The following is a 12,014-nucleotide window of genomic DNA, read 5'->3' as shown; positions in this document are numbered from 1 at the left end:
CAGTAGCGTCGAACGGGTGAACGCAGTTCCAGATGCTCTTCCCCGCACCGCCGGGGCCCTGCGCGCGGCCGGGTACGAGCCCCGCCCGATCGCGCAAGAGATCCACGACAACCTCCTCGAGGCCCTCAAGACCGGCGCGGACGCCTGGCCCGGCATCGTCGGGTTCTCCCGCACCGTGCTGCCGCAGCTCGAACGCGCGCTGCTGGCCGGCCACGACGTCGTCCTGCTCGGCGAACGCGGCCAGGGCAAGACCCGCCTGCTGCGCACCCTCGCGGGCCTGCTCGACGAGTGGACGCCCGTCATCGAAGGCGCCGAGCTGGGCGAACACCCACTGCAGCCGATCACGCCCGCGTCGATCCGCCGCGCCGCCGAGCTCGGCGACGACCTGCCGGTGACCTGGCGGCACCGCTCCGAGCGCTACACCGAAAAGCTGGCCACGCCGGACACTTCCGTCGGCGACCTGATCGGCGACGTCGACCCGGTGAAGGTCGCCGAAGGCCGCAGCCTCGGCGATCCCGAGACCATCCACTTCGGCCTGGTCCCGCGCGCCCACCGCGGCATCGTCGCCATCAACGAGCTGCCCGACCTGGCCGAGCGCATCCAGGTCGCGCTGCTCAACGTGATGGAGGAGCGCGACATCCAGGTCCGCGGCTACACGCTGCGGCTGCCGCTGGACGTCCTGCTCGTCGCCACCGCGAACCCCGAGGACTACACCAACCGCGGCCGGATCATCACCCCGCTGAAGGACCGCTTCGGCGCCGAGATCCGCACCCACTACCCCCTGGACGTCGAAGCGGAAGTGGCCGTCGTGCGGCAGGAGGCGCACCTGGTCGCCGAGGTCGGGGAGCCGCTGCTGGAGGTGCTCGCCCGGTTCGTGCGCAACCTGCGCGAATCGACGGCGATCGACCAGCGCTCGGGGGTCTCGGCGCGGTTCGCCGTCGCCGCGGCCGAAACCGTCGCCGCCGCGGCCCTGCGCCGCTCGGCGCTGACGGGCGAGGAGCCGGCCGTGGCGCGGCCCGTCGACCTCGACGCCGTCCCGTCGGTGCTGCGCGGCAAGATCGAGTTCGAGCCCGGCGAAGAAGGCCGCGAGATCGAGCACCTGGTGCACCTGCTGCGGCTCGCGATCGCCGAGACCGCCCGCGACCGGTTCGCCGGGCTGGACCTGCGTCCGCTGGCCGACGCGGTCGCCGACGGCCACCTGGTGTCCACCGGCGAGCGCGTGCCGGGCAAGGACGTCCTCGAAGCGCTGCCGGAGCTGCCGGTGCTGCACGAGGTCGCCCGGCGCGCGGGCGTCGCCGCCGACGAGCCGGCGGGGCGGATCGCGGCCGCCGTCGAACTCGCCCTCGAATCGCTGTTCCTGTCGCGAAGGCTCGCCAAGGACTCCGACGACACGACGACCGTCTACGGCCGATGACCGCGGTCCCGCTTCCCGACGGCTACTCCTACGGCCCGTGGCACGACGGGCCGGACCCCCTCGCGCCGCCCGCCGACCTGCGCGACGCGCTCGACGAGATCGGCCGCGAGGTGATGGCCGGGGCGTCCCCGCGGTCCGCGCTGGAGGAGCTGCTGCGCCGCGGCACCCAGCGCACGTCCGGCCTGGACGAGCTGACCCGGCGCCTGTGGCAGCGCCGGTCGCAGATCCAGCGCCGCAACAACCTCGACGGCACCCTGCAGGAGGTCCAGCGCCTGCTGCAGGAAGCCCTCGACGCCGAACGGCGTGAGCTCTTCCCGGACCCGGACGACGAAGCCCGCTTCCGCGAGGCCCAGCTGGACGCGCTGCCGCCCGGCACGGCGGCGGCCGTCAACGAGCTGTCCGAGTACGACTGGCGCTCCGAACAGGGCCGGGAGAACTACCGGAAGATCCGGGACCTGCTCGGCCAGGAGCTGATGGAGTCGCGGTTCCAGGGCATGAAGCAGGCGCTGCAGAACGCCGGGCCCGAGGACGTCGAGCGGATCAACGAGATGCTCTCCGACCTCAACGACCTCCTCGACGCGCACGCCCGCGGCGCCGAGGACATCCAGCAGCGCTTCGAAGACTTCATGGGCAAGCACGGCGAGTTCTTCCCGGAGAACCCGCGGAACGTCGAGGAGCTCATCGACGCGCTCGCGGAGCGGTCGGCGGCCGCGCAGCGCATGCTGAACTCGATGTCGGCCGAGCAGCGGGCGGAGCTGGCCGAGCTGACCCAGCAGGCGTTCGGCGACCCGCGTCTCGCGCAGCAGCTGTCGCGATTGGACAGTCAGCTGCAGGCGGCCCGGCCGGGCGAGGACTGGACCGGCTCGGCGCGCTTCCGCGGCAACAACCCGCTGGGCATGGGCGAAGGCGCCCAGGCGATGGCGGATCTCGCGGAGCTGGACGCGCTCGCCGAGCAGCTCGGCCAGTCATATCCCGGCGCCCGGCTGGAGGACATCGACCTGGAGGCCCTGGAAGCCCAGCTCGGCAAGGACGCGGGCGTCGACGCCCGCCGGCTGGCCGAACTGGAACGCGAATTGCGCCGCCAGGGCCTGTTCGAACGCGCCGCCGACGGCTCGCTCCGGTTGTCGCCCAAGGCGTTGCGCAGGCTCGGCGAGACGGCGCTGTCCGACATCGTCAACGCGCTGCGCGGCAAGACCGGCGAACGCGAGACCGAGTCGGCGGGCGCGGCCGGCGAGCCCACCGGCGCGTCGCGGCTCTGGCGGTTCGGGGACATGCAGCCCTGGGACGTGCCGCGGACGATCCGCAACGCCGTGCTGCGGTCGGTTTCGGTGGGGGAGCGGCAGGTGCGTCTCGACGTCGAGGACGTCGAGGTGGTCGAGACCGAGCACCGCTCCCGCGCGGCGGTGGCGCTGCTGGTCGACACGTCGTGGTCGATGGTGCAGGAAGGCCGCTGGCTGCCGATGAAGCGCACCGCGCTCGCGCTACACCAGCTGATCAGCACGCGCTTCCGCAACGACGCGCTGCAGCTGATCACGTTCGGCCGCTACGCCCAGTCGGTGGAGCTGCCGGAGCTGATCGGCCTGGAGGGCGCCTGGGAGCAGGGCACGAACGCCCACCACGGGCTGCTGCTCGCCGGGCAGCACCTGCGCCGCCACCCCGACGCGCAACCGGTGGTGCTGATGGTCACCGACGGCGAACCGACGGCTCACCTGGAGCCCGACGGCGAGGCGGTGTTCGACTACCCGCCCCAGCCCCGGACCCTCCACAAGACACTGTCCGAAGTGGACCGGCTGGCCAAGCTGGGCGCGTCGATCTCGGTGTTCCGCCTGGGCGACGACCCGCGGTTGACGGCGTTCGTGGACCTGATCGCCCGCCGGTCGGGTGGCCGGGTGGTGGCGCCGGACCTCGACGGCCTCGGCGCCGCGGTGGTCGGCGACTACCTGCGCGCCCGGCGGTAGCCGCCGCCCCGCTCAAGTGTCGTGAACGACTCTTTCACCTCGTCCGACGCCAGGAAAGAGTCGTTCACGACATCCGGCGAGCCCGAACGCCGGCCCGGTGATGGTCGTGGTCACGGCGGCCACGGTAGAAGTTGACACCGTGTGAAGGTCAACTTCTAAGGTGGGTGCATGCAGTACTCGATCAGCCAGGTCGCGAAGGCGTCCGGGGTGTCGGCCCGGATGCTGCGCCACTACGACGCGATCGGCCTGCTCACGCCGGCTTCGGTGGCGTCGAACGGCTACCGCTGGTACGGGAGGCTCGAACTGCTGCGCCTCCAGCGCGTCCTGCTCCTGCGGCGGCTCGGGCTCGGCCTGGCCGAGATCGGGGCGATCCTCGGTGAACAGGTCGACGAGGTGGCCGCGTTGCGCGGGCACCTGGCGCAGCTGGAGGAGGAGCGGCACCGGCTCGACCGGGTCATCGCCACGGTCGTGGAGACGATCGCGGACCTCGGCGAAGCCCGGATCGAGAATCCGGAGCGGTTCTTCGCCGGGCTGCGCAAGGACAGCGCCGCCATGCGGCAGACCTACCGCGAGACCTTCGGCGAGGGCGCCACGGTCGCCTTCGACGTCGCGCAGGCCGCCCAGCAGGGGCTCACCACCGCGGACTACGAGCACGCCGCCGCCCAGAGCGCGGCGCTGTTCCGGCGGCTGGCCGGCGTCATGCGCTCCGGCAAGGCGCCGGAGGACCCCGCCGCGCTCGACGCCGTCGCCGGGCACTACGAGTCGGTGAGCCGCTTCTGGCAGCCGACCGCTTCGGCGTACGCCGCGATGGGCGGGCTCTACGTGACCGACCCGCGGCAGCGGGAGCTGGCCGCCCGGGCCGACCCGGAGCTTCCGGCGTGGCTCGCGCGGGCCATCGAAGCCTACGCGCGCGTGAGGCTCGTCCCACCGCTCGGGAAGGTATGAGGCACCAGCCCTTACAGTCGAGGTATGCAGACTTGGTCATCGGTCGACGTGCCCCGCATCCCCGGCACCCCCCGCCCGCTGCGGCTCCACGACACGGCCACCGGGCAGATCCGCCCGACCGCGCCCGGCGCCACCGCCCGGATGTACGTCTGCGGCATCACGCCCTACGACGCGACGCACCTGGGGCACGCCGCGACGTATCTCGCCTTCGACCTGGTGAACCGCATCTGGCGGGACAACGGGCATGACGTCCATTACGTGCAGAACGTCACGGACATCGACGAGCCGCTGCTGGAGCGGGCCGAGCGCGACCAGGACGACTGGGTCGTGCTGGGCATGCGGGAGACCGCGCTGTTCCGCGAGGACATGACCGCGCTGCGCGTCATCCCGCCCCGGCAGTTCGTCGGCGCCGTCGAGAGCATCCCGGAGATCGTCGAGGTCATCGCGAAACTGCTGGCCAACGGCAGCGCCTACCGCGCGGACGACGCCGAGTTCCCCGACATCTACTTCGACCACACGGCGACCGGCAGGTTCGGCTACGAGTCGAACTACGACGCCGAGACCATGGCGAAGTTCTTCGCCGAACGCGGCGGCGACCCCGGCCGCGCCGGCAAGCGCCACCCGCTGGACGCGCTGCTGTGGCGCGTGGCCCGCGAAGGCGAGCCGTCGTGGGAGTCCGAACTCGGCCCGGGCCGTCCGGGCTGGCACATCGAGTGCAGCGCGATCGCGGTCAACCGGCTCGGCCTCGGCTTCGACCTCCAGGGCGGCGGCTCGGACCTGATCTTCCCGCACCACGAGTACAGCGCGGCGCACGCCGAAGCCGTGGCCAAGGACGGCCCGTTCGCCCGGCACTACGTGCACGCCGGGATGATCGGCCTCGACGGCGAGAAGATGTCGAAGTCGCGCGGGAACCTGGTGTTCGTCTCGCGGCTGCGCGCCGACAAGGTCGACCCGGGCGCGATCCGGCTCGCGCTGTTCGCCGGCCACTACCGCCACGACCGCGCGTGGACGGCCGGCCTGCTCACCGAGGCCGAGGCCCGGCTGGCCCGCTGGCGCGAGGCCGTCTCGCTGGAGACCGGCCCGGCGCCGGAGGACACGGTGACGCGGCTGCGCGACCACCTCTCCGACGACCTCGACACCCCGAAGGCCCTGGCGGCGATCGACGCGTGGGCGAGCGAGGCCCTGCGCCGCGACGGCACCGACCCGGCCGCCCCGGGCCTGATCCGCGACGCCGTCGATGCCCTCCTCGGCATCACCCTTTGACTGTCCGTGAATGGCACATTGAGGGACTTAGAGTCCCTCAATGTGCCATTCACGGCTTTTGGTGAGTGTATAACGGCCTATACGGCGGCGGGTTGGCCTACGGCCAGCTCCAGGTGGTCGCCTGACCAGTCCCGGCGCAGCCAGCGGTCGTGGGACGCCATGACGACGGCGCCCGGTGCCGTGTCGAGCGCGGCGAACAGCTCTTCCGCCAGGGTCAGCGAAATGTGGTTCGTCGGCTCGTCCAGCAGGAGGACGTCCGGCGGCTCGGCGAGCAGGATCGCCAGCGCCAGCCGGCGGCGCTGGCCCACCGACAGTGCCCCGACGGGCTGGCGCAGGTCGCGGGAAGCCAGCAGGCCGAGCCGGCTCAGCGGGGGAGCGTCCTCGCCGAGCGCGTCCCGGTACACCTTGGCCGCATTCCGCTCCGGGGCGGGGAACACGACGTCCTGCTCCAGCAGCCCGGCCCGCACGCCGTGTCCGAAGTGGACGGTTCCGCCGGCGGGCGCCAGCCGTCCGGCCAGCACGTGCAGGAGCGTCGACTTCCCGGCTCCGTTGCCGCCGGTGACGAGCAGCCGGGCCGAGCCGCCGATGTCGAGCCGCGGCAACCGAAGGCGCCCTGGAACTTCCAGGGCACGCACCCGTAGAGTTAGTCAACTCGATATGGCCTGGGTCACATCCGGCAGCTGCATGGTCGACCGTTCGGCCGCCGCGGTGCCGTCGGTGAGGAACTCGAGCAACGCCGTGAGCTGCCGGCGGTCGAAGCGGGCGAGCCGGTCGCCGACGAACCGGGCCATCGGCGCGTACAGCTCGGCGAGTTCGGCCATCCGGTCGGGCAGGGGCCGGACGACGAGCCGGCGGCGGTCGGCGGGATCGGGGGCGCGTTCGGCGAGCCGGTTCCGTTCCATCCGGTCGAGCAGCCGGGTGAACGCGCCCGTGGACATCCCGAGCAGCCGGGCGAGCTCGGTCGGGGAGTCGCTGACGCCGCCGTGCAGCAGGTGCAGGCAGTGTAGCTCGGTCGGGGTGACGGCCATCCGCTCGGCGACCGCCGCGTGGAAGAGCGCGGTCGAGCCCACGAACCGGGGGAGGGCGAGGGCGGCGGCGGTGGCGAGTTCGCGCTGGTCGGGCAACGTCCATCCAAGGTCGGGTGACGACGCAGTCACTGCTCCGGGCAGTCACTGCCCTGCGAACGATAGCGGACCCGGTTGACAAACCCGCAGGCGGGACGAACTATGAAAGAGTACTTTCGAAAGAGAGCTTTCAGATTGGGGCACCGATGGCCGAGCTGCCGCCGCGCAAGCGGATCGAGGACGTCGAGCTGCTGCGTGCCCTGGCGCACCCGCTGCGGTCGGCGCTGCTGAACCACCTCACCGCCGTCGGCCCGCGCACCGCGAGCGAGTGCGCCGAGGCGGTCGGCTCGACGGCGTCCAACTGCAGCTGGCACCTGCGGCAGCTCGCGCAGTACGGCCTGGTCGAGCGGGCCGAGGCCGAGGACGGTCGCGAACGGCCGTGGCGCGCCCGGCAGGTCGGCCTGGAGATGGGGGAGCTCGCGGACGACCCGGCGCACCGGGCCGCGCAGCTGGGCATGGTCGGCGCGACGCTGACCCACGAGCAGGAGCTGACCCAGCGGTACCTGGACTCGCTCGACGACCTCGACCCGGCCTGGCGCGCCGCGACCGGGCTGTCGACCTACGCCCTGCGCGTCACGCCGGCGGAGCTGACCCGGCTGACCGAAGCGATCGACGCGCTGGTCCGTCCGTACGTCGGCGCCATCCGGACCGACGCGCCGCCGGACGCGCGCCCGGTGCACGTCGGCCTGCGGGCGTTCCCGCGCATCGAACACTCGGGGAAGGCGGAGGAATGAAGCAGCTGCTGGGGGTTCCGGCGTTCGCCCGGTTGTGGGTGGCCGCCTTCTTCGGTGAGACGGCCGAGTGGATGCTGCAGGTGGCGTTGCCGGTCTACGTCTTCCAGCGCACCGGTTCCGCCGCGACGACGGCACTGAGCATCGTGCTCGGCCTGCTGCCCGCGGTGCTGCTGAGCCCGGTCGCGGGCGTCGTCGCGGACCGGTGGAACCGCCGGGCGGTGCTGTTCGGCGTCTGCTGCGGGCTCGCCGTCGTGGCGCTCCCGCTGCTGGCCGAACCCGGCGTCGTCGTGGTGTACGCGGTGATGGCCGCGCAGGCGTCGCTGGCGTCGGTGTTCGAACCCGCGCGCAACGCGCTGGTCCCGGAACTGGTCGGCGTCGGGGAAGTGACCGGCGCCAACGGGCCGATGAGCGTCAACGGCAGCGTCGCCCGGCTGGCCGGCGGCTGGGCGGGCGGCGCGCTGCTGGGCTTCGGCGGGCTCGCGGACGTCATCACCGGCTACCTGGCCGTCCTCGTGGTGGCGGCGGCACTGCTGGCCAAGCCGTTCCGCCGGGTCAGTGCCCCGGCGCCGGCCGCGGCGCGGGAACCGGTGGTGCGCGCCTGGCTGGACGGCCTGCGGGAGCTGACGCACAACCGGCGCCTGTGGCGCACCGGGCTCGCGCTGGTGTTCACCTCGCTGGCCCAGGGCATGTTCCTGGTGCTGTTCGTGGTGTACGTCCTGGACGTGCTCGGCGGCAGCGAAGCCGACGCCGGGCTGCTGCGGGGCGTGCAGGCCCTCGGCGGGCTCGCCGCCGGGTTCGCCCTGGCCACCGTGGCGCGGCGGGTGGCGCCCGCCGCGCTGCTCGGCTGGGGTTCGATCGTGCTCGGCCTGGTGTCCGCGGTGATCTGGAACCTCTCCGCGGTCACGACGGCGCTGGGTGTGTACGTCGGGTTGTTCGTGCTGGCGGGCGCCCCCGGCGTGGTCGTCGGCGCCGGAGTGCTGTCGGAAGTCCAGAGCGCGGTCGCGCCCGGGCGCGCCGGGCGGGTGCTGAGCACGACGTTCGCCCTCGTCGCCACGTTCACCACCGCCGGCGCGCTGCTGGCGGGCACCCTGGTCGCCACGACCGGCCCGGCGCTGTTACTGAACGTCCAGGCCGGCGTCTACGTCCTCGCCGGAATCGTCGCGCTCGGGCCGGGAACCCGGGGGAACCGCAGGTTTCGCGAGGCCCCCGCCCCCGCGGTGGTTACGGTGGAGGGGTGCCGCACCTCTTCGCCACGAGCGACCTCCACGTGACCCATGAGGGCAACGGCCCGATCCTCGACGGAGTCGTCCCGGAGACGCCCGAAGACTGGCTGCTCGTCGCCGGTGACGTCGCCGAGCTGGCCGAAGCGACCATCGGGACGTTGAAGACCCTGCGCGACCGGTTCGCGAAGGTCGTCTGGGTCCCGGGCAACCACGAGCTGTGGACGACGAAGAACGACGAGTGCCAGCTGCGGGGCCAGGCTCGCTACGAGTATCTCGTCGAGCAGTGCCGCGAGATCGGCGTGCTGACGCCGGAGGACGAGTTCCCGGTCTGGCGGCACGGCACGCGGCCGCTGACGATCGCGCCGCTGTTCTTGCTCTACGACTACAGCTGGCGGACCCCGGAGGCGGCGGGCAAGTCCCTTCAGGAGGCCCTGCGCCAGGCCAGGGAGGCCGGTGTGGTGTGCACGGACGAGTACTTCCTGCACCCCGACCCGTACCCGAGCCGGCAGGCGTGGTGCGCGGACCGGCTCAAGATCAGCACCGAACGCCTCGACGCGATCCCCGAGGACCACGGCACGATCCTGATGTCGCACTGGCCGCTGCACCGGCACCCCACGGCGCCGCTGTACTGGCCGGAGTTCGCGCTGTGGTGCGGCACCACGAAGACCGAGGACTGGCACGTCCGCTACCGCGCGGAGATCGCCGTCTACGGCCACCTGCACATCCCGCGCACCACCGAGGCCGACGGCGTCCGCTTCGAAGAGGTCTCGCTGGGCTATCCGCGGGAGTGGCGGAAGCGGGCGCGGGGCGCGGTGCCGATGCGCCGCATCCTCTGGCCGTCATGAGGGGCACCCTCATGGTTCTCAAGTCCATGAGGGTGCCCCTCATGGAACGGGCGCTCATGATCCGTCGCGCCGCCGCTCCCTGAGCGCGCGCACGCGGCCCCGGCTGGCGCAGGCGGGGGAGGGACACCAGCGACGCCGCCCGCCCGGATCGGCGAAGACACCGCGGCAGTCCTGCTCGGGGCACGCCCGCAGGTCCGCCCGCAGCGGTCCGGTGAGCCAGTCCGCGGCTTGGTGCGCCAGCCGGCCGAGCGCGTCGCCGGCGGTCGCGGGGGCGCTGCGGTGCAGCCGGTCGAGCGCGGCGAGGTGGACCGGCTCGGTCTTGAGGAAGGCCGTCAGCGGGCTCACCTGGTCGGCTCTCGGCGGAACCCCGTCGGTCGCGCCCAGTGCGAGTTCGCGTAGGATCTCGCGGAGCCGGTGGGCCGTGCGCAGGTCGGCGTACGTGACCGGCGCGAGTGGCGTCAGTTCAACCTGGGCGAGCCAGTCACGCAGCCGCTCGACCGTCGGGATCCGTTCGACCGGCTGCGGCCCGAAGTGGCGGCCGCGGGTGGCGAGCAGGTTCAGCCAGGGCGCCCCCATGTCGAGGCGGAAGTCGTCGGGCACCTCGCCATCGTAACGGTTGAGGCGTTACACTCGCGATCGTGACCGGGGAACCCAAGGTCCGCACGGTGCTGGGGGACATCGATCCCGCCGAACTGGGCGTGACGAACTCGCACGACCACCTCTTCTTCGCCTCGAAGCTGCTGCCGGGCCAGGAGCTGGACGACCCGACGCTCGCGATCGAAGACCTCCTGGGCTTCCAGGGGATGGGTGGGGCGGCTGTCGTGCAGTGGACACCGTTCGGCCTCGGGCGCCGGACCCACAAGCTGGCCTGGATGGCCGAGGAACTGGGGATGCACGTGGTGGCGGCCACCGGCCTCCACCGGGCCGCGCACTACTCGCCGGCCGTGCTGAACGGGGTGGTCGACGACCTTGTCCGGGTCTTCGTCGACGACCTGGTCGAAGGCACTCCGCCCACCGACCTGCCCCACGAACCGCGGACCGGGCCGCGCGCCGGGCTGATCAAGGTCGCCGGCGGCTACCACGGGGTCGACTCCCACGCGCGGCTGACGCTGACGGCCGCCGCGGTGGCGCACGACGAGACGGGTGCGCCGATCGCCGTTCACCTGGAATTGGGCACCGCGGGCCTCGAAGTCGCCGACCTGCTGTGCGAGAAGCTGGGCGTGCCACCCGACCGGGTGATCCTCGGCCACCTCAACCGCAACCCGGACCCGAGGGTCCAGCGCGAGATCGCCGAAACCGGCGTGTTCCTGGCCTTCGACGGCCCGTCCCGTGCCAACCACGCGACCGACTGGCGGCTCGCGGACGGCTTGGAGGCACTGGTCGCGGCCGGGCACGGCGGTCAGCTCCTGCTCGGCGGAGACACGACGACGGCCGCGGCCCGCTACGCCGCCGAAGGCCCGGGGATGCGTTACCTGCTGACCACGCTCGTGCCGCGGCTGACCAAGCGGCTCGGCGGCGACCTCGTCACGGCCATGCTGGTGGCGAACCCCGCCCGGGCGTTCGCCACCAGCTGGCGCAAGTGACTCAGCGCAGGCCGAAGCCTTCCTGGCCGCCGCCCCGGCCGCGGCGGCGGAGGTACCGCTCGAACTCGGCGGCGATCTTGTCGCCGCTGACGTCCTGCTCGGCGACCTCGCTCTGGGCGTCGCCGCGCTCTTCGAGGCTGCGGACGTACTCGCTGATCTCTTCGTCCTCGTCGGCCATCTCGCTGACCGTGCGCTGCCACTCCTCGGACTGCTCCGGCAGCGCCCCGAGCGGGATCTCGACGTCGAGGATGTCCTCCAGCTTGTGCAGCAGGGCCAGCGTCGCCTTCGGGGACGGCGGGTGCGACACGTAGTGCGGCACCGCCGCCCAGATCGAGACGGCCGGGATGCCCGCCTGCACGCAGTAGTCCTGCAGGATGCCGACGATGCCGGTGGGGCCCTGGTAGTTGTTCAGGTCGAGCCCGTAGAGCGAGGCGGTGTCCTTGTCGTACGCCGTCCCGGTGACCGGGACCGGCCGGGTGTGCGCGGTGTCGGCGAGCAGCGCCCCCAGCGTCACGACCGTCGCGACGTTCAGCTGCTCGATGTGCTTCAGCAGCTCGGCGCAGAACGCGCGCCAGCGCATGTTCGGCTCGGGGCCCTGGACGAGGACCACGTCGCGGTCGAAGCCGTCGGGACGGCACACCGAGAGCGTCGTGGTCGGCCAGTCCACCCGGCGAGTGACGCCGTCCACCATCCGGACGGTCGGGCGGCTGACCTGGAAGTCGTAGTAGTCGTCGGGCTCCAGTTCCGCCAGCTGCGTGGCGTCCCAGTTCAGCTGCAGGTGCTCGACCGCCCGGCTGGCCGCGTCACCTGCGTCGTTCCAGCCTTCGAAGGCGACCACCATCAGCGGCCGGGAGGGTTCGGGGCGGTCGCCGGGCGGCCGCGGGGTCTCGTCGACGGGCTCACTCACCGGACCAGCCTACGACCA

The 12,014-nt window shown here is 72.6% G+C and carries 11 protein-coding genes and 1 pseudogene; 8 read left to right on the top strand and 4 right to left on the bottom strand.

Features of this window, described 5'->3' with window-relative positions:
• Positions 1-16: 16 nt before the first annotated feature.
• The 4 genes from A3CE_RS0101510 to mshC all read left to right on the top strand — a co-directional run bounded on the left by A3CE_RS0101510 (position 17) and on the right by mshC (position 5,580).
• Positions 17-1,414: an ATP-binding protein gene (locus A3CE_RS0101510; protein ID WP_020638297.1), complete on the top strand. Its 1,398-nt coding sequence runs from the start codon at positions 17-19 to the stop codon at positions 1,412-1,414.
• On the top strand, positions 1,411-3,372 hold the full coding sequence (locus A3CE_RS0101505) for a vWA domain-containing protein (RefSeq protein ID WP_020638296.1): 1,962 nt from the start codon (positions 1,411-1,413) through the stop codon (positions 3,370-3,372). Before A3CE_RS0101510 ends, A3CE_RS0101505 begins: the two co-directional genes overlap by 4 nt.
• A gap of 168 nt (positions 3,373-3,540) precedes the next feature.
• The gene (locus A3CE_RS0101500; RefSeq protein WP_020638295.1) at positions 3,541-4,317 is read left to right on the top strand and encodes a MerR family transcriptional regulator; all 777 of its coding nucleotides are present in this window, start codon (positions 3,541-3,543) and stop codon (positions 4,315-4,317) included.
• Positions 4,318-4,341: 24 nt separating this feature from the next.
• Entirely contained in the window at positions 4,342-5,580 is a 1,239-nt protein-coding gene (gene mshC, locus A3CE_RS0101495; protein ID WP_020638294.1) for a cysteine--1-D-myo-inosityl 2-amino-2-deoxy-alpha-D-glucopyranoside ligase, read from the top strand.
• Between the two features lie 77 nt (positions 5,581-5,657).
• Here mshC and A3CE_RS0101490 read toward each other — a convergent pair.
• Together A3CE_RS0101490 and A3CE_RS0101485 are read right to left on the bottom strand one after the other, a co-directional pair.
• Positions 5,658-6,221, bottom strand: a pseudogene (locus A3CE_RS0101490) (ATP-binding cassette domain-containing protein); the annotation flags it as partial.
• Between the two features lie 6 nt (positions 6,222-6,227).
• Positions 6,228-6,704 carry a MarR family winged helix-turn-helix transcriptional regulator gene (locus tag A3CE_RS0101485; protein WP_020638292.1) on the bottom strand — a complete coding sequence of 159 codons (477 nt, stop codon included), beginning with the start codon at positions 6,702-6,704 and terminating at the stop codon, positions 6,228-6,230.
• A gap of 146 nt (positions 6,705-6,850) precedes the next feature.
• Here A3CE_RS0101485 and A3CE_RS0101480 point away from each other — a divergent pair, with 146 nt between their 5' ends.
• Genes A3CE_RS0101480 through A3CE_RS0101470 form a run of 3 tightly spaced genes read left to right on the top strand, consistent with a single transcriptional unit; the run spans position 6,851 to position 9,506 of the window.
• Positions 6,851-7,438 (top strand): ArsR/SmtB family transcription factor, encoded by a 588-nt coding sequence (locus tag A3CE_RS0101480; protein ID WP_020638291.1) that lies wholly within the window; start codon positions 6,851-6,853, stop codon positions 7,436-7,438.
• Positions 7,435-8,709, top strand: coding sequence for an MFS transporter (locus A3CE_RS0101475; protein ID WP_020638290.1), 1,275 nt, complete (start codon positions 7,435-7,437; stop codon positions 8,707-8,709). Before A3CE_RS0101480 ends, A3CE_RS0101475 begins: the two co-directional genes overlap by 4 nt.
• Positions 8,673-9,506: a metallophosphoesterase family protein gene (locus tag A3CE_RS0101470; protein ID WP_020638289.1), complete on the top strand. Its 834-nt coding sequence runs from the start codon at positions 8,673-8,675 to the stop codon at positions 9,504-9,506. The genes A3CE_RS0101475 and A3CE_RS0101470 overlap by 37 nt, the downstream gene beginning before the upstream one ends.
• Positions 9,507-9,560: 54 nt before the next feature.
• Here A3CE_RS0101470 and A3CE_RS0101465 read toward each other — a convergent pair whose 3' ends face one another.
• Entirely contained in the window at positions 9,561-10,106 is a 546-nt protein-coding gene (locus A3CE_RS0101465) for a CGNR zinc finger domain-containing protein (RefSeq protein ID WP_020638288.1), read from the bottom strand.
• Positions 10,107-10,144: 38 nt separating this feature from the next.
• Between A3CE_RS0101465 and A3CE_RS0101460 the strand changes: the two genes are divergently transcribed.
• The gene (locus A3CE_RS0101460) at positions 10,145-11,089 is read left to right on the top strand and encodes a phosphotriesterase family protein (protein WP_020638287.1); all 945 of its coding nucleotides are present in this window, start codon (positions 10,145-10,147) and stop codon (positions 11,087-11,089) included.
• Position 11,090: 1 nt separating this feature from the next.
• Here A3CE_RS0101460 and A3CE_RS0101455 read toward each other — a convergent pair whose 3' ends face one another.
• Positions 11,091-11,996 (bottom strand): PAC2 family protein, encoded by a 906-nt coding sequence (locus A3CE_RS0101455; protein WP_020638286.1) that lies wholly within the window; start codon positions 11,994-11,996, stop codon positions 11,091-11,093.
• Between the last annotated feature and the right edge of the window lie 18 nt (positions 11,997-12,014).

The organism is Amycolatopsis balhimycina FH 1894 (assembly GCF_000384295.1).
Lineage (GTDB): Bacteria > Actinomycetota > Actinomycetes > Mycobacteriales > Pseudonocardiaceae > Amycolatopsis > Amycolatopsis balhimycina.
The sequence above is the reverse complement of the archived record's forward strand: the minus strand, read 5'-3'. Positions and strand labels throughout refer to the sequence as shown.

Bases quoted from the DNA above. Each gene is read 5' to 3' on its own strand.
- A3CE_RS0101505 (WP_020638296.1), top strand. From the start codon at position 1,411: ATGACCGCGGTCCCGCTTCCCGACGGCTACTCCTACGGCCCGTGGCAC.
- A3CE_RS0101500 (WP_020638295.1), top strand. From the start codon at position 3,541: ATGCAGTACTCGATCAGCCAGGTCGCGAAGGCGTCCGGGGTGTCGGCC.
- mshC (WP_020638294.1), top strand. From the start codon at position 4,342: ATGCAGACTTGGTCATCGGTCGACGTGCCCCGCATCCCCGGCACCCCC.
- A3CE_RS0101480 (WP_020638291.1), top strand. From the start codon at position 6,851: ATGGCCGAGCTGCCGCCGCGCAAGCGGATCGAGGACGTCGAGCTGCTG.
- A3CE_RS0101475 (WP_020638290.1), top strand. From the start codon at position 7,435: ATGAAGCAGCTGCTGGGGGTTCCGGCGTTCGCCCGGTTGTGGGTGGCC.